This is a genomic window from Paenibacillus auburnensis, from assembly GCF_927798115.1.
Lineage (GTDB): Bacteria > Bacillota > Bacilli > Paenibacillales > Paenibacillaceae > Paenibacillus_AQ > Paenibacillus_AQ auburnensis.
The window spans coordinates 128,850-148,550 of record NZ_CAKMMG010000011.1 but is presented as its reverse complement, the minus strand read 5'-3'; the positions used below and the strand labels follow the sequence as shown (position 1 = coordinate 148,550).

Sequence of the window (19,701 nt, the reverse complement as noted above, 5' to 3'; positions counted from 1 at the left end):
AGCTATTTCAACATTCTCATGCTCCCTTTCCACAAAAAAAACCGCTCCCGCGCAGATCATCTCTACGTATGGAGCGGATTTGATTCACTTTTGGTTATCCTACGCCAGTTCCTTCACTTCCGTCAAACCGTTATGAAGTAAGCTTCTCCGGCTTTAACCGGCAACGGATGTTCCGCCCCGACTAGAGAGCCGTCAGGAAGCTGAATCTTCAGCCCGCGCGGATATACCAGACGGCATTCTCCATCGCGCGACGCGGTAATCCGTGCAGATACCAGCACATGATCCTGCCATTCGAGGTCCACTTCATACCCTCCGCGTGCCTTAATTCCGCTGATTTTGCCGGTTTTCCAGGCGTTCGGCAGGGCCGGTAACAGAGTGATTTCACCAAGATGGCTCTGCAGCAGCATCTCCGCTATCCCGGCGGCAGCGCCGAAATTGCCGTCAATCTGAAACGGAGGGTGGGCATCGAACAGGTTAGGATAGGCCGAGCGGGACAGCAGCGTCCGGACAAAACTGTAGGCCGATTCGCCTTCCTTCAGCCGTGCGTAGAGGTTGATCAGCCAGGCACAGCTCCAGCCGGTATGTCCGCCCCCCGAGGTAATCCGCTTCGCAAGCGACAAACGGCTGGCTTCGAGCAGTTCCGGTGTATCCCGTTCATTAATCAGATCTCCGGGATACAGACCATATAAATGAGATACATGACGGTGCCCCGGTTCTGATTCTTTGAAATCCTCGATCCATTCCTGCAGACGTCCGTCCTCACTAATTTGCAGCGGCATCAGCCGGGACAAGACCTCCTCCAGCTGAAGCTGAAACTCGTTGTCCTTCTCCAGAATCTGTGCTGCCTGCACGCAATGGCTGAATAGCTCACGGATAAGGGTCAGGTCCATTGCCGAACCCATGGAGATACTGCAAGGCTCACCTTCTGCTGTTACAAACCGGTTCTCCGGAGAAGTAGACGGATTGGTTAAGAGCAGACCCTCCGGTCCTTCCACCAGCCAGTCCAGCGCAAACAGCGCCGCCCCCTTCATCAGCGGATAAGCCGTTTCCTGTAAGTAGGTGGTATCCGGATTATAAGCATAATGCTCCCACAGATGACGGCTCAGCCACACGCCGCCCATCGGCCAGAAGGCCCAGCTGGCATCCCCGCCTGACGGCACAGAGCTCCGCCACAGGTCAACATTGTGATGGGCTACCCAGCCGCGGGCGCCGTAGTGCACTGCCGCCGTTCTGGCTCCGGTCTCACTGAGCTCCCGGATCAAATCAATAAGCGGCTCATGAAGCTCGCTCAGATTGCCCACCTCTGCCAGCCAGTAATTCATCTGGGTATTGATATTAGTCGTATAATTGCTGTTCCAGGGCGGTGTCACATGCTCGTTCCAGATCCCCTGCAAATTCGCTGCCTGTGAGCCGGTACGGGAGCTGCCCATTAGCAAATAACGGCCATACTGGAACAGCAGTGCCTCAAGCTGAGGATCCTCTTGTCCAGCCTTATAGGCGGCCAGCCGCTCATCTGTCGGACATTCAGCCGCTTCCCAGCCTCCGAGGTCAAGGTCTACCCGCCGGAAGAGCGCCTGATGATCGGCCGTATGCCGCTGTTGCAGCTCTTCATATGTCATCGCTGCCGCCGCTGTCAGCCGCTGTACACAGCTCTCCGCAGGGCTCAGAAGCACCGCTGGCCTTGCCTGACGGCTGCTCTTCAGGTGGGCGGCTTTGCGCTTCAGCTCCTCATAATCCGAAGCAGCAGCAAGCCGCAGCTGCACCTGATCGGCCCCGGAGATGACAAGCTTCCCGTCCCGGAATTCAACCCGGCCTCCCGAAGTGAAAACCTGAAGGTGCAGCTCGAAGGCTATACCCAGCCCCTCCTCATATTGAATGGCGTTCGGATGGTCCTGATGATAGTTGTCGGCAATGTGCGTAGGGCAGCGGCCTTCCAGAACCAGTTTCCCTTCTCCTGCTTCCTTCACGGCATGCTGAAGAGGGCTGTTTAGGGTAAGCGTCAGATTTAATCCGCCTTTAGTTTCACTTGTTTCCTGTATGACTAACACACCGTCAGGGGCGCTGATCCAGGCCTCACGGGTAAAGGAGCCGGCTTCTGTCTGAAAGGTTACCGTGGCAATGCCGCTGTCCAGGTCCAGCTCCCGGCTGTATCCTGTGCAGTTCTCCGCCCCCGGCTGTTCCAGATAAAGATCACCAAGCGGCATATAGGCTTGACCGTTCACACCGAGCATCCGGGCATTAACGAGCTTTTCCGCTTCAAGATAGCTGCCTTCCGATACCAGACCGCGTACCTTCTTCAAATAGCGGAGGGCCTCGTAATTATTCGTGTCCCGGGGGAAACCTGACCATAGCGTATCCTCATTGAGCTGGAATTGTTCTCTTGCCGTACCGCCGAACACCATGGCTCCCATATGTCCGTTTCCAAGCGGCAAAGCTTCTTCCCAGATAGTTGCAGGCTGCTTGTATTTTAATTTCCAGGGACGCTCTGCTAATCTCTCATGCTTCATGCTATAACCTCCATACGGATTCAATATACAGCAAAAGACCCTGACAAATGTCGGGTCCTTGCTGTTGCATTAGTTTTGTTTAAGAGGGAGGGCCGCTGCTTACAGCTGTTTGCCAGTCCACAGGGATACTCTCTTTTTAACAAGTTCAGTATATTCCTTTTCCATGTCTTGAGCACCGGCTTTGTCGAGCTCAGCCAGGAATGCATCGTAAACCTTGTCGAAGTCTGCAGGTTTGGACAGGATCGCTTCAGGAATACGTTTGCGGATAATATCTTGAGTCTTTTTGAAGATAACCTGGTATTGACCGTCAGTTGGAACCGGCATGTTGTACAGAGCGCCCCATTCTTTAGTAGGGAATGCATCTTCACCAGGGAACAGATCTTTCCAAGTTGTAGCGTTGTAAGCCTTCAGTGATTCTTTTTCAGCATCGGAGTACGAAGCTACGATTTGTTCAGGGAAGTTCGTAGTATAGTAGTTGCCTGTGGAATCCTTCACGCCGTCACCATAGTGTGCACCAAAGATATTGTACTGGCCGATACCAGTTTCTTTTGCAAAGTTAGCGGCATCATTGGATTTTCTGTCTTGAATATCAGCAGGGATTTCACGTTTTCCATCAGCATTTACAGTGTACTGTTTGCCTTCTACACCCCAGTTTTTCAGGATCTGGGCTTCTTCAGAAGACATCCAATCCAGCCATTTAATGATGCGGACAGGATCTTTAGCAGCGGTTGTGATCGAAATACCGGCAGCATCAATACCTGTAGTCTGGAAAGAGTGGTCTTTGTACTGATCGGACAGGGTTACAGGGAAGTGAGCATAAGTATACTCGTCTTTACCTGCTGCCTTCAGAGCATTTTCACCATCTTGGTATTCCCATTCCTGGGAGATCAGACCGAGTACGCGGCCGCTGGCCACTTTAGCTTTGTATTGGTCATCTTTTTGTACGAAGGTATCTTTGTCAAGCAGACCTTGAGCGTACATGCCGTTCAACCAACGGAAATATTCTTTTTCTTCAGGGCGTTTGTAGTGAAGCTTAGCTTCATAAGTTGTAGGATCTACATAATATTCACCATCATCCGGTGCGCCTGTTGTCAGGAACGCAGGGTTGGTAACGGTGATCATGATTTTCCAGTCATCCGCATTCAGTGTGAGCGGAATGGTAGGCTGTCCATCGGTTTCCGGATGCAGAGCTACATAATCCTTCAGCACTTTCTCATAGTCTGCCAATGTTTTTACTTGCGGGTAGCCCAGCTCTTTCAGCACGCGGTGCTGAATTTCAAAGCCGCCGCCAGCGTCGAAGGATTGTTGGTCAACCCCCATGTTTGTAGGAATGGAATAGATTTTTTGATCATCATTGCTGTATTTCAGACGGTTCATGTTTTCGCCATAGATTTTCTTGAGGTTCGGAGCATACTTGTCGATCAGATCGGTCAGATCAAGAATCAGGCCGGCATCCACCAGGGTACCGAGGTTCCCTTTCGCAAAGATCATATCCGGCACGTCACCGCTGGCAGCCATCATCGCGATTTTTTGGTCGCCGCCGCCGCTGCCTACGTCAAATTCCGCATCCAGTGTTACGCCTGTCTTTTCAGTAATAACTTTACCTACATCATCCTGCATTTTGTTCCAGTTCGGACTGGCATCCGCACCAAAGAATGTGAATGTAACAGGGCTTGTATCCATAGCTTCATCTGCTGGTGCGCTTGCTTCCGCATTGTTGCCTGTGTTTGCTGGTGCATTGGTAGCAGTGCTGTCAGCTGCATTATTATTGTTGTTACCGCCACAGCCTGCGATCAGCATAGAACTCATGAGCATAAGTGTAAAAGCGGTTTTAATGCTCTTGCTTTTCATTTGATATCCCCCTTGATAATTTGTGTAATTGATCTATGCATATCAGGTTAAACCTGAATATACCATTGTTAGCGCTTGCAATATAACCATAATAATAAATTTCGTATTTCCAATTTTTGACGAATAAGCCGGGACGCTGTTTCTGACTGGCAACTTGCCTGCCAGAAATACGTCCCTTTTATTCAAGCCCTGACCAGCAGGGGATTAAGCTTTTACAGCACCGAGTGTCATACCGCCTACGAAATACTTCTGCAGGAACGGATACACTACAAGGATAGGTACGGTTACTACAATGGTAATTGCCATCTTGATCGACTCAGGCGAGATTTGCGCCATTTGCTGCGCCATATCGTTGGCATTCACCATGCCGCTGCCCTGATTGGTAGATGATAATACCTTCATGAGCTCATACTGGAGCGTGGTAAGATGCGGCTTATTGCCGTTGTACAGATAAGTACTGAACCATTCATTCCACTGTCCTACTGCCAGGAACAACGCAATCGTTGCCAGAACCGGCTTACACAGAGGCAGGATGATCTTGTAAAAAATCACAAAGTCGTTGGCTCCGTCCAGCTTGGCGGATTCCTGAAGAGCGAACGGCAGCCCGTCCATAAAGGACCGGATGACGAAGACGTTGAAGGCGGAAACCGCACCCGGCAGGATGTAAATCCAGAAGGTACCGATCAGGTTCAAGTCTCTCATCAGAATGTACATTGGCACCATACCGCCGGAGAAATACATTGTCAGGGCCAGGAAATAAGAGACAAACTTTCTGGCTCTGAACTCCGGACGGCTGAGCGTAAAGGCCAGCATGGAAGAACTCAGGAGACCCAGTAGCGTACCTGTAATGGTACGGAGTACAGATATTTTGAAGCCTTGAATCAGGCCGGTATAGCTGAAGATACGCTGGTAATTCTCAAGCGTCCAGGCTCTTGGCCAGATATAGATGCCGCCCCGAACAGTGTCTGTAGATTCGTTAAAAGAAATCGCCAGTACGTTCAGGAAGGGATACAACGTCACGATCATGATTAGTCCAAGAGCAATGTATAGAAAGATGTCGAATATACGCTCACCTTTTGACATTTGAAATGCTTTGCCACCCACTTAAGATCCCCTCCTTTACATAATGCTTTCTTTAGTAACTTTCTTCATTACACCGTTAGCCACAAGCAGCAGGATTACACTGACTACCGAAGTGAACATACTGATTGCCGTACCGTAAGAGAAGCGGGCTATCTGGATACCATACTTAAGCGCATACATATCCAGCACTTCCGAATAATCGGTTACCATGTTATTGCTGAGCTGGAACTGTTTTTCGAAACCGATTCCGACAAGATGGCCAATCGACATAATCAGGAGTACAGTAATGGTGGTTCGGATACCCGGTAAAGTAATATTGAACATCTGCTTGATTCTGCCTGCACCGTCAACTTTGGCTGCTTCATACAGCTCTTTGTCGATGCCTGTGATCGCTGCCAGATAGATAATTGCATTCCAGCCTGTTTCTTTCCAAAGGTCGGCGACCGTCAAAACTCCCCAGAACATCTTGGCCTTGGCCATGAACTGAATCGGTTCATCAATGACATTCAGCCAGATCAGCAGATCATTGACAATCCCGCCATCGATCGAGAGTGTCTTGTAGACAATCCCGCCTACAACGACCCAGGATACAAAGTGAGGCAGGTAGGAAACAGTTTGAACTGTTCTTTTAAATACATTGCCCCGCAGCTCATTGAGCATTACCGCGAACAGGATGGGTACAACGAAACCAAATATCAGACCCAATAGGCTCATTGCGAGTGTGTTTCTCAGAACAAGGTAGAAGCGTTCATCATGGAAGAGTTCTTTGAAGTTATCCAGTCCGACCCACTTCTGCTCAGTAAAGGATTTCTTCGGTTTATAATTTTGGAACGCCATCAACCATCCCCATAAGGGCACGTAGCTAAAGATGAATACCCAGATCACGAATGGAAGAGACATCAGATATAAGTACTTTTGCTGCAGTACGCTTTTCCAAAATCCACTATTCCGTTTCGTAGGTGGGTTGGGGGTTACGCTTTCATTTGCTGTAACACCGTTTTCAGTGAGCGCTTTCACGTCCATTATTCCCCCTTCGTTTTTATATTCATATCATACCTCAGCAAAATGTAAGCGAATACCCGACAGATTTCACGTAAAATCATATACAAATTAGACATTGAAACAGCAGCCGGGGAACTACTGTTTGTAATCGCTATCATGCGGGATGGAAAAGGCTATTTCCGTTCCCTTACCCTCTTCGCTTGTAATCTTCAGGCCATGCTGTTCCCCGTAATACAAGACCAGTCTCTGATGCACATTGCGCATACCGATCCGGCTCCGCTGCTCTTCTTCCGCCTGGGCAATTACCCCGCGCAGTTCAGAGAGCCGCTGCTCTGACATCCCTGCCCCGTCATCGATCACATATACCTGGATCTCATTGTCGATCAGCTTTACACTGACTTTCACATGAACGGGTCCTTCTTTATTCTCTAGACCGTGGACGACCGAATTCTCCACCAGCGGCTGAATGATCAGCGGCGGAATCAGAATCTCTGAGGCCTTGGTGTCAAAATCAATTTCATACATCAGTCTTTCCTCATAACGGAATTTCTGAATTTCCAGATAGGAGCGGATCATTTCAATCTCCTCCTTGAGCGGAGCCCGTTCTCTGCCGACTTCGAGGTTCTTGCGCATCAGCTTGCCGAGCAGCCTGACAATATTCGCTATTTCCTTCTCACCCTTCAGGTGCGCATTCATCCGGATCGATTCCAGCGCATTAAAGAGAAAATGCGGATGAATCTGGCTGGCCATCATTTTTAGTTTTATTTCCCGTTGGGCGATCTCCAGCCTGCTGTTCTTCTCATTGCTCTCAATGACCTGGCTGATCAGCTGGTTGATGCTCGACACCATATAGTTGAATTGGCGCGACAGCTGCCCGATCTCATCTGTGCCGTCAATACGGGAGACAACGTTTAGATTACCCAAGGCCACTTGATTCAGCTGGCGGCTGAGCCGGAGCAGCCGGTTGGTTGTCAGCAAAGAGATCGTATAGACCATCACAAGGGCCACCAGCAATACACCGCTGATAATCAGCAGCCCAAGAATGCTTACTTTATTCGCGTCGCTGAGTATACTTTTGGTTTCGAATACGGAAATGATCTTCAGCTTGCTGATACTGAGTGCAGGGGTAATCTCATCAACGATAACGTAGGAATCGGCCCCTTTGACTTTCGTTTGGATAACATTGCCGGAATGGTGCTCCAGATCCACTTCAATATCAAATGAGTCCAGCGTCGTCCCGACCAGCTTCGGATTCTTTGCAGCCACGATATAGCCTTGCTCGTCTGTAATGATCGTCTCGAACGGTTCCTGGGACAGCATGTTATTCAGTTCATCCTGATTCACCTGAACCATGATAATTCCGATCTTGTTGTATTCCGGATAAGCTACCTGGCGGAGCAGGCTGAGTTTGTTTATGCTCCCCTTAGTGGTACCGATAAAACCCTCTTTGTCGTCAATATAGAGCCAGTAAATCCCTTTGGTTTCCATAACTTTTTTATACCAGAAACTGGATTCCTTCTCCGGAGTCAGCGGCGTAATCGACAGGTTGTTGACGAGTGTCGGATTGTCGATAAAAAAGCGGATGTTGGCGATTTCGCGGTACTGTAAAATGTAATCCTGAAAATCGGTATAGTCCATATAGGCCTTAGTAAGTTCAAGGATGTTCGGATACTGCCTGTTCACAAGCGTTTCCAGATTATCATCAAAAAACAGAAGATTGGAGATATCCGTAGGTACACGGAGCTTGGCCGACATCTGGCTTTTGATCTTCTCGACGTTATTTGTCGCCTGATCAATGGCCCGGTCCAGGGCTGCATTCCGGAAATAGCTGATCAGAATAATCCCGATAATCAGCACGGGAATCATGACAACCACAACGTAAAACAACATCAGCTTATACTTCAGCTTCATATTATTGATCATGCTTATTAGCTGCTTAATCTCAATCCCTCCATCCCAAATCATTCTCCCGAAAAATGTCAAACAGGCTGCTCCCTCATCCGCCAGCAGATGGGGAACAGCCCGTCTATCATAATCCTAGAATCCATGTTCAGCAAGCCCTACCTGCTCACTGCTCCTTGCGGAAGGCGCTTGGAGATACACCTACATATTTGCGGAATTTCGCGTTGAAATAATCGGCATTCATGTAGCCGACCCGTTCGGCTACCTCGTATACCTTCATGCCCTGCGTGAGAAACTGCTTGGCTTTCTCAATTCTCACCTTGTCCAGATAAGTGTTAAAATGCTCGCCGATCTGATTCTTGAACATTTTGCCGAGATAAGCACTGTTATAGTTAAAAATCTGCGCAAGCATTCCCAGCTTCAGGTTCTCGTTATACCGGCGCTGAATCAAATCCGTAATCCGCTTAATCTCGTCGCCCCGTCCGCCGGTATTCAGCTGCTTGGCGATATGTTCCAGATAATCGGCTACCATGCTAAGGATATCACTAAGATAATAGCTGTTGTACACTTCACTCGCAGGAGAGGCATTCTCGCTGATCAACGTGCGGACATCGGGATTCACGGCCTCCAACCGGGCAATCGTACTGCTTACAATCCGGATCAGATTGTCTTTGATATAGGCCTCCTCATGTCTGGTCTCAACCAGCTTGCAGATAATTTGCCTCACTAGCGGGGACAGTACCTCAGTGCTTCCTGTCTCGACCGCCAGCAGAAGCTCCATTTCTTCATCGCGTTCAGAATCAGTAAGCTCCCCGGGCTCCTCCACTGCTTCTGCCCACTGCTCTACTGCCCCGTCGACCAGAATCTCCCTGCGTCCGAAAAAGGCCTGCTCCAGCAGCTCCCGCGCAGCAGTATAAGATGCGGCAGCCTGTTCCGGCTCCGCCGCCGCTCCGCCGGATGCAGCATAAAAGTCCAGTCCTTCTTTGGCTATAAGCCTGTTCAATTCCTGCCACAGTGCCGTACGGGCAGCTTCATCTTTCAGAGGCTCCTTCAACAAAAATCCTAGAAACGGAGGCAAACTGAAAAAGATTGCCCTCTCCGGCGGCAAATAGCGTTCCAGCAGGCTCCGGACCCGCTCTTCCCTTCCGTCCTCCCCCTTAAGGGGACGCATCAGCTGGAGCAGAATAACCTCACTTTCCCCCTGCAGGCCAAGCCTGGATGCTGCTTCCGGGACGGTTATATCCTCGCTGCCAGGCTGAAGCAGCCCGCGCAGCCAGGCTTCATGATGGCTTACCTCAGCTTCCGTCTGCAGCTTGCTGAACTGCTCTTCCCGTTCTATCGTTACCCGGAGCTCCTGCAGATAAGAGATCAATTCCTCCTCATCCACCGGTTTCAGTAAATATCCGTCGATATGGCAGGAAATCGCACGTTTAGCATATTCAAAGTCCGCATAGCCGCTAAGAATCAGTACATGGCAATTGGCGTTTTGTTTACGAAGTTCTGTAATTAGCTCCAGACCATCCATTCCCGGCATACGGATATCGGCGACGACCAGCCCGGGAGCAAAGGTATGGAACTTCTCAAGCGCCTCGAATCCGTTCGCCGCCGTTGCCACTACGGTATAGCCTTCTTCTTCCCAGGGGATCAAGGTCCGCAGCCCTTCCCGCAGCTTGGGCTCATCATCAACAATCAGCACTTTTATCATCAGTCTTCAACCCCCTTTAACGTAAAATCCGGAAAGGATCTTAAGTCCTCTCCGGAATCCGCGAGTGATCATCATTCCGCTTACCGGCGGGTGCTTACTTACGGTATGCCGCCAGCTTGTCGTTCAATTCACGGGTCTGGCCGTATACTTCCTGGTAAAGAGCGAACAATCCGTCATAAACCGCCACCTGCTCCGCATTCGGTTTGAACACTTCTGCCGGACGGATGAAGGCTTCGGCGCATTCGCCCAGCGAGGCGAACCAGCCGCTGCCGTATGCAGCCAGCATCGCGGCGCCCATCGCGGGCCCCTGTTCGCTCTCCAACTTAATAATTGAAGCACCAAAAATATCCGCCTGCATCTGCAGCCAAGCTTCATTCTTGGCACCGCCGCCGATCGCGACAATCTCCGTAATTTCCTTGCCGGATTCACGTACAATTTCAATAGATTCGCGAAGCGAGAACGTAATTCCTTCAAGCACGGAGCGGGTAAAGTGTGAAAGTGTGTGCCCGGAGTCCATGCCGATGAAGCTGCCGCGGATATTCGCATCCGGATGCGGAGTGCGTTCACCGCTGATATATGGTGTAAACAGCAGTCCGCCGCTGCCTGCTGGTACGGAAGTCACTCCCTGCAGCAGTTCCTCAAAACTCTTCTCAGCAGCAAACGTTTCTTTAAACCAGGTAAGGCTATGACCTGCAGCCAGGGTAACACCCATTATATAGAAGGCATCCTTCTCACTGTGGTTAAAGAAATGCACTTTGCCTTCCAGATTAAGATCCTTATTAGTCTCGTAGGAGAGAACTACACCTGATGTGCCAATACTGCACATCGTCCGTCCTTCACCAAGAATTCCCGCACCCAGTGCGCCGCAGGCATTGTCGGCTCCGCCGGCGAATACCTTCGTGGATGTAAGCAGTCCGGAAGCTTCCGCAATCTCCGGCAGCAGCGTTCCAGTCTGTTCGAAGGATTCTACCAGTCTTGGACACAATGAAACCGGCAACCCGAAGGCTTCGGCGATTTCCGCACTCCATTCCTTCGCACCAACGTTCAGCAGCAGTGTTCCGGCGGCATCTGAATAATCCATAGCGTAATCACCGGTTAACCGGAAACGTACATAGTCTTTCGGCAGCAGGAATTGGTGTGCCTGGGCCAGAACCTCCGGCTCGTTCTCCTGAACCCAAAGGATCTTCGGCAGTGTGAACCCTTCCAGTGCCTTATTTCTGGCGATGTCGATCAGCTTCGTTCCAAGCGTCTTCTCAATTTTGCGGCACTGTGCTGTAGTTCGGGTGTCATTCCAGAGAATAGCCGGACGCAGTACCTTGCCTTCACTGTCCACGAGTACAAGCCCGTGCATTTGGCCGGAGAAGCTGATTCCGTCTACCTGTGACGGATCAACGCCCGATGTCTCGATTAGGCGGCGCAGGCTGACGAGTGTTCCTTTAACCCAATCCTCCGGATTCTGTTCACTCCAGTTGGGCTGCGGTCTGCTAAGCGGATACGCTTCCGAGTGCTCAAAAGCTACTTTCCCTTGCGGATCAACCAATACCGTCTTTACCGCGCTCGTTCCGAGATCGACACCGATTACATATTTCATAGTTATCATAGTCCTCCTATTAGTGCTGCTTCTAATTATTACCCTGTTTTCAATATAAAAAAGGGGGCTGCCGAAGAATGCTCTCTTCAGCAACCCCCGTTGCGTTAGTGATCCATGAATTTACGGACAGTGCCGCAAATCCGGTGTAGTCTTACTCAGCTGTCAGGATGTACTGGTTCAAAGTCGCTCTGAGCATCTCTTGACGTCCGGATTGGTTCGGACGCGGAGTCTCATTGTTGAGAGCATAGTCAGCCAGCGAAGCCAGAGTTGCTTTGCCGGATACGATATCAGCGCCTACGCCTTCAGTGAAGCTGCTGTAACGTTTAGCAATGAAGTCGTCGAATACACGGTCTTCAATCAGCTTAGCGGCAACTTTCAGACCCTTAGCATAGATGTCCATACCGGAGATGTGTGCCAGGAACAGGTCCTCAGGCTCGAAGGAAGGACGGCGTACTTTGGAGTCGAAGTTGATACCGCCTTTGCCAAGTCCATCGTTCTTCAGCACTTCATACAGGGTCAGGGTAGCATCGTAGATGCTTGCAGGGAACTCATCAGTATCCCAGCCCAGAAGCGGATCGCCCTGGTTCGCATCCAGCGATCCCAGCATGCCGTTAATGCGTGCTACACGAAGTTCATGCTCGAAAGTGTGGCCTGCAAGGGTTGCATGGTTAGCTTCAAGGTTCAGCTTGAAGTGTTTATCTAGGTTGTACTTCTGCAGGAACGCGATAGTAGTTGCTGCATCGAAGTCGTATTGGTGTTTAGTAGGTTCTTTCGGTTTAGGCTCGATCAGGAACTGGCCTTCGAAGCCGATTTCCTTAGCGTAGTCTACAGCCATGCTGAACAGGCGGGCAATGTTGTCCTGCTCCAGGCCCATATCTGTATTCAGCAGAGTTTCATAGCCTTCACGGCCACCCCAGAATACATAGTTGTCAGCGCCCAGACGTTTACCAACTTCCAGACCTTTCTTAACCTGTGCAGCTGCGTATGCATACACATCAGCGTTGCAGGTAGAGCCTGCACCGTGCATATAGCGCGGGTTGGTGAACATGTTGGCAGTATTCCACAGCAATTTTTTGCCGGAAGACTTCATACCTTGTTCAAGGATGTCTACGATGGTATCAATGTTGCTGTAGAACTCGCGCAACGATGCGCCTTCAGGAGCGATATCCACGTCATGGAAGCAGTAGTACTGCAGGTCCATTTTTTCCATGAACTCAAATGCTGCTTCTGCACGGGCTTTTGCCTTGTCAATCGTGCTCAGCTTATCCCAAGAGCGTACTGCAGTTTCAGCACCGAACGGATCGGCGCCGCCTGCTGTTAATGTATGCCAATAAGCCATTGCAAATTTCAGGTGCTCTTCCATAGTTTTGCCGGCTACGATTTCTTTAGGATTGTAGAATTTGAATGCGTAAGGGTTAGTGGAACGGCTTCCCTCGTAAGAGATTTTGCTCACTGATTCAAAATAAGCCATTTGTAAAATCCTCCTCTATTATGCTTCGCCCGCAAGCAAGCGTTTACAGCATCATCTTAACACATCTTTCTGACTTTGTATATTGGTTAAACAAAGTTTTGAAAAACTTTTTTTGTGTCTGTTGTTTGTCCGCATACCCGGAGGAAACCTCTCTCCTCCTCCCGGTCTGCCTAATTATATGAACATAAAGTACCCCTTGGCCGCAGTACCTATACGTAAGCTTACAGACCAGGCTCCAGGCTCTATTCTATATATCAAGCCCCACTGCCTGTTGCTTTTTGGCGAACATCGCTCTAGACTAAATGGCATGTATCAATGAGAACGTTGTCAAAAAGGAAGTGTGCTTCGTGAAAGTTACAGGTGACCAGGCGCTGGTCAAAAAGATCAATAAATCGATTATTCTACATACGATCCGCATGTTCTCCCCGGTCTCACGGGCCAAGGTGTCCGAAATGACCGGCCTCAACAAAGCAACCGTATCGAATCTTGTTGCCGAGCTATGCGGCCAGGAGCTTGTCACTGAAGCCGGACCCGGTGAATCCAGCGGAGGTCGCAAACCGCTGATGCTGCATTTCAATGCGATGGCTGGAAGTGTAATCGGCATTGAGCTGCGGGTAAAACAGCTTACGGCCGTATTATGCGACCTCGGCGGCGGTATTCTGCAGGAACTGGATTACCGGCTGGAGGCCCATGATTTTCCTTATGTACTGGAGCAGATGAAACGCATCATCGCGGATCTGATCGCCATGGCTCCGCCTTCCCCGTATGGCATCGTAGGGATTGGTGTAGGGGTTCCGGGGATGGTTGACGAGCACGGCGTTGTGCTGTTTGCACCTAACCTTGGCTGGGAGATGATCGATCTGCGGTCCATCCTGGAAAACTCGTTTTCAGTACCGGTCACGATCGACAATGAAGCAAATGCGGGGGCACAGGGAGAGCTGAATTTCGGTGCGGCACGCGATGTCCGCCATTTGCTCTACATCAGTGCGGGGTCAGGGATCGGCTCGGGGATCATCATCGGCGGGGAGCTGTATAAGGGTGCCCGCGGATATGCAGGAGAGACCGGCCATATGACCATAGAGGCAGAAGGCAAGCCCTGTAGCTGCGGCAGCCGCGGCTGCTGGGAACTGTATGCTTCGGAGAAGACCTATGATAATTCAGGGCTGACGCTGCCTGCACGTACGACCCGGGAACTTGTCCGGCATGCACGCAGTGGACAGGAGGATGCCTTGCGCCACTTCTCGTCCATGGGGGAGTATCTGGGAATCGGGGTAACCAACCTCATTAACAGCTTCAATCCTGAGCTGATTGTTATCGGCGGAGCCTTATCTGAAGCCGAGCCGTGGCTTGGCGAGCCGCTGCGCAGAGTGGTAGCCGAGCGTACGCTTCCCTATCACAAGCAGCAGCTGGAGATTACCTTCTCCAAACTGGGCAGCCGCGGAACGATGATTGGTGCCGGTTTCTCGGCCGTGATGCATTTTCTCGGCAATATCCGGGTTACACTCTGAACAAATTGACGTAAAATCGCCGCAAATATAACTGCATAAGGTGCAGCAAAACACTTTCAAATCCATTATAATAAGGTTGCGTAAGTGTGACATATATCACACCACCCTTTTTGTTCTGAAACGGAGAGTGAGCCCATGACCTATGTTGACACATCTGATATTTCTGCGCAGATGTTCATCACTGTGCTGCTGCTTTTACTCATTATCGCCCCTTTAATCAGCCTCGGCGTACTGCGGATGTTCCAATCGAAGAAGAAATCGGGATTTATGCTTATCTTTAGCGGTATAGCTGTTTATGCCATCTTTCAGGTGGTTATGTCCATTACCCACGTTTTTTAAGGATCTACCGAAAACCCAATGCCTTTGGCTGTATAAAAAATAGCCGGACCTCTTTCAAGTCCGGCTAACTTTTATACGGTATGCTGCATCGCTCAGCTTACATTCTGCTCTGTGCTGCAGCGCCTACGGACAGAATGCAGGCAAAGCGCTCAACTCCGGGATATTTTTCGCCCAGGCTGGTAACGGTAAATCCGGCACTTCTGTAAAAGCCCACAGCCTCATGGTCAGTCTCTGCAGTAATCGTTTCAATTCCTGCGGTTCTGCTGATCTCCGTAATCATTCCTCTGCCAATCCCTTTTCCCCGCCACTTCGTCTGAACCGCAAGATGTCTGATTTCTAATGCTTGCTCACTCTGCCGGATAATCCCGGCTAATCCTGCCAATTCACCATCTACAAAACAGCCGAACAATTCCTTGGAATCCTCTGTATTGTAGCTGTTTATTTCCTGCCCGATCACCTCGCCGTCAGCCATCATGCACAGAGCCAGCAAGTCTTTCACCGCATCAACATTCCAATAATCCCTTAAGCATATTAACAAGGCCAACGACCCCCTATCTGTTTCATTATCCATTTATTTATATATAATAACGTGTCCGGTAAGCGCAAGTACTATCGTTCCAAAAAATCCGAACATAAAGACCGCCCCCGTTCAGGAAGCGGCCTTATTAAGGACTCTATATAAGCACGTCGTGTATTAAACAGTCGCCAATGCTTTGGTAAATTGGGTTTTGTTCATCCCTACAATTTTGAAATCGCCGATGACAGTTACAGGCACCGCTCTGAGGCCCATATCCCAAACCTGTTGTGCAAAATCATCGTTCTGCTCGATGTTGCGTTCCTCGTAGGATACACCCTGCTCGCTCAGGAAGCTTTTTACCTGGCGGCAATGTGGACAGTTGGTTGAAGTGTACACAATTACGTTTTCCATTGGTTGATTCCTCCTAAAAGTTTATTTTCAATGAAATCTATTGTAGCACCGGAGTACCTTATTCACCAAATAAGGGGTTACAGAATTACTGCGCTGTGTTCCAGGCTTTCAATATATTTCTCAGCGTCCATTGCTGCCATGCATCCGCTGCCGGCTGCCGTGATAGCTTGTCTGTAACGGGTATCCTGCACGTCGCCGCAAGCGAATACTCCAGGGATGTTAGTCTCGGAAGTGCCCGGATTAGTCACAATATATCCATTCGCATCGGTAGTGATTTGTCCGCCCAGGAAAGCTGTGTTCGGATGATGTCCAATCGCTACAAATACGCCGCTGGCTTCAATAATTTCTTCTTCACCTGTTAAATTATTCAGCACCTTAAGCCCGTTTACACCTTTGTCACCGGAGACTACTTCCAGCGGAGTGCGGTTCAGGCCCCAGGCAACCTTGGCGTTGTCACGGACACGATCCTGCATGATCTTCGAGCCACGCAGCTCTTCGCGGCGGTGTACCAGTGTTACTTTGGAGGCAAAACGGGTCAGGAAGCCAGCTTCCTCAAGCGCAGAATCGCCGCCGCCGACAACGACAATTTCCTTACCGCGGAAGAAGAAACCGTCGCAAGTAGCGCAGGTGCTGACACCGCGTCCGATATTATCCTGTTCACCGGGAATCCCGAGATATTTCGCTGTAGCGCCAGTGGAAATAATCAGGGTATCGGTCACGAATGTCCCCATTCCCTCCACTTCAAGCTTGTACGGGCGTTCTCCCAGCTCCACACTGTTTACCCAGCCTGTAATGAATTTTGCGCCGAAACGTTCTGCCTGCTTACGCATATTGTCCATGAGCTCCGGTCCCATAATCCCTTCAGGAAATCCCGGAAAATTCTCAATCTCTGTTGTAGTTGTCAGCTGTCCACCCGGTTGGGGACCTTCGATCACCAGCGGATTCAGGTTGGCCCGGGCCAGATAGATCGCAGCAGTCAGCCCGGCAGGTCCGGTACCGACGATAATTGATTTATACATGATTATATCCTCCTTGAGATGGACGCATAGACGTCTAATCTGCGGTTTCTTAATTAAAATAATTATAATGTAGTACTTATTATGATCATCTCAAGGGAATATGTCAATATGCCAGACACGTATGAATCGGCCTTTTTTGTGAACAATTCAATTTTGAACAACCTATTTTTCGAAATCGCCTTTTAGAGGACTTTTCTGAAGGAATCAGCGCAGCAATCGTAGCCCATTCAGAATAACAAGAATCGTACTCCCTTCATGGCCGACCACTCCAAAAGGAAGGGCAATTCCCTGCAAAAAATTGCTTAATATCAGGGTAAGGATCACCGTTACCGCAAAAATCATATTCTGCTTCACAATCCGCTGGGTACGGCGGGCCAATTCAATCGTCGAAGCAATCTCCTCGATATTATCATTCATTAATACCACGTCGGCGATTTCAAGCGCTGCTCCGCTGCCCTTCATGCCCATGCCCATCCCAACTGTAGCCGTAGCCAGCGCTGGCGCATCATTCACCCCGTCGCCGACCATGATGACATGGCCGTATTGTTCACGCAGCGCCTTAATATGGGTCACTTTGTCCTCCGGCAAAAGATCGGCAAAAACAAGATCGACTCCCGTTCTTCCGGCCATTACGGCTGCAGTGGCTTCACGGTCCCCCGTCAGCATCGCTACCTTAATCCCCAGCTTCTGCAGCTTCCGCACTGCGACTTCCGCCTGCGGACGCACCGTATCCTGCAGAGCAATCATGCCGGCAATATGATCTCCTTCCAGAATCAGTGAAACGGTCTTCCCTTCGCTCTCCAGCTGTTTGCGTACCGCTTTCCAGGACGCATGGCGCTCTCCCTCCACTGCCGCAGCAGCTTCATCCAATACATTGGTTTTACCTATTCTCCACAATCTGCCGTTAATCCAGCCTTCAATCCCCCAGCCGGTCACGGATTTGCTCTCATGGGTGCTGTACAGCTCCACCCGCTCCTCCTCCGCCAAACGGACAATGGCTTCCGCCAGCGGATGGCGTGACAGCTTCTCAATCGAGGCACTGACCGCCAGCAGCTCATCCCGGCTGTACCCTTCTCCGGCAATAAAATCAGTGACCTGCGGAATCCCCTCAGTCAGCGTCCCCGTCTTATCAAAAGCAACCACCGTTACCTTCGCCATATTCTCCAGGTGTACGCCGCCTTTGAACAGGATACCTTTGCGCGCGCTTTTGGAAATGGCCGACAGCATGGCGGGCATAATGGACGAGACCAGGGCACACGGAGAGGCGACAACCAGGAACACCATTGCTTTATAAAAAGTATTGCTCCAGCTCCAGTCCAGCACAAACGGCGGCAGAACAATCAGAATAACCGTTACGAGGACAACAACACGGGCATAAACCGCCTCCAGGCGTTTAATGAACCGCTGTGAATCCGGTACTTCGGTTTCCGCTTCTTCAACCATTTTGATGATCTTGGCAAAAAGCGTATGCTCAGCAGCAGTGGTCACTTCGATATAAAGCGGCCCTTCCCCGTTAACCGTTCCTGCGAACACTTCGCTTCCGGTTGTCTTCTCAACCGGCAGGGATTCACCTGTAATCGAAGCCTGATTGACTGCCGACTCTCCCCGGTAGACCTTGCCGTCTGCCGGAATAAGCTCACCCGGACGCACCAGCAATAAATCTCCGACAGCCAAAAGATCAATCGGCACCTCGCTCATGGCCCCCTGCTCAATACGTACAGCCGTAGCCGGCTTCAATGCCATCAGCGAAGAAATGTCTTTTTTGCTGCGCTCCATAGTATAGCTCTCCAGCGCTCCGCTCATGGCAAAGATGAAGATCAGCATCGCCCCTTCATTCCAGTAGCCGATGGAGGCGGCACCTAATGCGGCAGCTATCATCAGCAGGTTGACATCGAGATCACGATCTTTAACCAGCGTCTCTACACCTTCCTTCGCCTTGATCCACCCGCCTACTGTATAGGAGATAACATAAATCAGCACGGAGAGCACTTCCGACCATCCGCTGACAGCCCAGGCGATAAGCATGAGCAAGCCGCTGCCAAGCGCGGCCTGCATTTCCCGGTTGCTCAGCATGGCACGCGGATCAAAGCGCCGCGGCTTCGGGGTCCGCGGCTGCTGCGCGTTGCCTTGGCGGGCTATCGGTTTTGGTAGTTGTTTGGATGTTGCTTGCATAATAAAATCACCTTCCTGTTTGTAATGAAGAGCATAAGTGAGAATTAGCAACTGACTGAGAGAGCCTGACTGAGAGACTTACTGAGAATGAGAGCCATTATTAAAGCCCTTAAAATGACACATGCTGCCCCGGCTCAGCCGGGACAGCATGATAAATGAGAATGATAATCATTGTTGCAATAATGCAAATATATTTCCTCAGTGCAACTTATACCTATACTATACCACTTTCCGCCGGAAAGTAAACCCGGAGACAAGTCTGAATTTGAGCGGCTGTATCCATTGATATGAGGGGCGTGCGGTGCGTGCGGGGCGTGTGAGACGGGTAAGACGAGTAAGACGAGTAAGGCGTGTGAGACGAGTAAAGCGTGTAAGGTGTGTGAGGCGTGCCAGGCTTGTCCAGCTTTACGCCGGCATACCGGGGAAGTGAAACAGCATTCTAAGTGTACTTATGTGCAGATTGGGCGGGGAATGCGGGGCCATATCTGGTGATCCTGGAACTTTAATTGCAGGCTGTTCAATTAAAAATAGCGGAATCCCGCCTATTCGCAGGATTCCGCCTAAATAAGTGTGCAGAATGCAGTTATTTCTTGAAGATCATGAAAAATCAGTCGTATAGATGT

Annotated in this window: 14 protein-coding genes; 2 read left to right on the top strand and 12 right to left on the bottom strand. The window is 50.3% G+C overall.

Annotated features, from left to right (window positions below):
• Nucleotides 1-122 precede the first annotated feature (122 nt).
• The 8 genes from L6H70_RS25360 to xylA all read right to left on the bottom strand — a co-directional run bounded on the left by L6H70_RS25360 (nt 123) and on the right by xylA (nt 13,112).
• Nucleotides 123-2,507 (bottom strand): glycoside hydrolase family 95 protein, encoded by a 2,385-nt coding sequence (locus tag L6H70_RS25360; RefSeq protein WP_236336975.1) that lies wholly within the window; start codon nt 2,505-2,507, stop codon nt 123-125.
• A gap of 99 nt (nt 2,508-2,606) precedes the next feature.
• Nucleotides 2,607-4,358, bottom strand: a complete 1,752-nt coding sequence (locus tag L6H70_RS25355) for an ABC transporter substrate-binding protein (protein WP_236336974.1) — start codon at nt 4,356-4,358, stop codon at nt 2,607-2,609.
• A 204-nt stretch (nt 4,359-4,562) separates the two neighbouring features.
• Entirely contained in the window at nt 4,563-5,462 is a 900-nt protein-coding gene (locus L6H70_RS25350) for a carbohydrate ABC transporter permease (RefSeq protein ID WP_206102070.1), read from the bottom strand.
• 15 nt (nt 5,463-5,477) lie between these two features.
• Entirely contained in the window at nt 5,478-6,464 is a 987-nt protein-coding gene (locus tag L6H70_RS25345; protein WP_236336973.1) for an ABC transporter permease, read from the bottom strand.
• 114 nt (nt 6,465-6,578) lie between these two features.
• Nucleotides 6,579-8,366: a sensor histidine kinase gene (locus L6H70_RS25340; protein ID WP_236336971.1), complete on the bottom strand. Its 1,788-nt coding sequence runs from the start codon at nt 8,364-8,366 to the stop codon at nt 6,579-6,581.
• 145 nt (nt 8,367-8,511) lie between these two features.
• Nucleotides 8,512-10,050 (bottom strand): response regulator transcription factor, encoded by a 1,539-nt coding sequence (locus L6H70_RS25335; RefSeq protein WP_236336969.1) that lies wholly within the window; start codon nt 10,048-10,050, stop codon nt 8,512-8,514.
• Between the two features lie 94 nt (nt 10,051-10,144).
• Nucleotides 10,145-11,641, bottom strand: coding sequence for a xylulokinase (gene xylB, locus L6H70_RS25330; protein ID WP_236336968.1), 1,497 nt, complete (start codon nt 11,639-11,641; stop codon nt 10,145-10,147).
• Between the two features lie 151 nt (nt 11,642-11,792).
• The gene (xylA, locus tag L6H70_RS25325; RefSeq protein WP_236336967.1) at nt 11,793-13,112 is read right to left on the bottom strand and encodes a xylose isomerase; all 1,320 of its coding nucleotides are present in this window, start codon (nt 13,110-13,112) and stop codon (nt 11,793-11,795) included.
• Nucleotides 13,113-13,459: 347 nt separating this feature from the next.
• On the opposite strand from xylA, the gene L6H70_RS25320 reads away from it, so the two are divergent.
• Together L6H70_RS25320 and L6H70_RS25315 are read left to right on the top strand one after the other, a co-directional pair.
• The gene (locus tag L6H70_RS25320) at nt 13,460-14,620 is read left to right on the top strand and encodes an ROK family transcriptional regulator (protein ID WP_236336966.1); all 1,161 of its coding nucleotides are present in this window, start codon (nt 13,460-13,462) and stop codon (nt 14,618-14,620) included.
• A gap of 135 nt (nt 14,621-14,755) precedes the next feature.
• On the top strand, nt 14,756-14,959 hold the full coding sequence (locus L6H70_RS25315) for a hypothetical protein (protein ID WP_236336965.1): 204 nt from the start codon (nt 14,756-14,758) through the stop codon (nt 14,957-14,959).
• A gap of 97 nt (nt 14,960-15,056) precedes the next feature.
• Here the strand turns inward: L6H70_RS25315 and L6H70_RS25310 are convergent, their stop codons facing one another.
• The 4 genes from L6H70_RS25310 to L6H70_RS25295 form a co-directional block, all read right to left on the bottom strand.
• Entirely contained in the window at nt 15,057-15,497 is a 441-nt protein-coding gene (locus L6H70_RS25310; RefSeq protein ID WP_236336964.1) for a GNAT family N-acetyltransferase, read from the bottom strand.
• 156 nt (nt 15,498-15,653) lie between these two features.
• Nucleotides 15,654-15,887, bottom strand: a complete 234-nt coding sequence (locus L6H70_RS25305) for a glutaredoxin family protein (protein ID WP_054943465.1) — start codon at nt 15,885-15,887, stop codon at nt 15,654-15,656.
• A 77-nt stretch (nt 15,888-15,964) separates the two neighbouring features.
• Nucleotides 15,965-16,906 (bottom strand): thioredoxin-disulfide reductase, encoded by a 942-nt coding sequence (gene trxB / locus L6H70_RS25300; RefSeq protein ID WP_236336963.1) that lies wholly within the window; start codon nt 16,904-16,906, stop codon nt 15,965-15,967.
• A gap of 204 nt (nt 16,907-17,110) precedes the next feature.
• Nucleotides 17,111-19,078 carry a heavy metal translocating P-type ATPase gene (locus L6H70_RS25295; protein WP_236336962.1) on the bottom strand — a complete coding sequence of 656 codons (1,968 nt, stop codon included), beginning with the start codon at nt 19,076-19,078 and terminating at the stop codon, nt 17,111-17,113.
• Between the last annotated feature and the right edge of the window lie 623 nt (nt 19,079-19,701).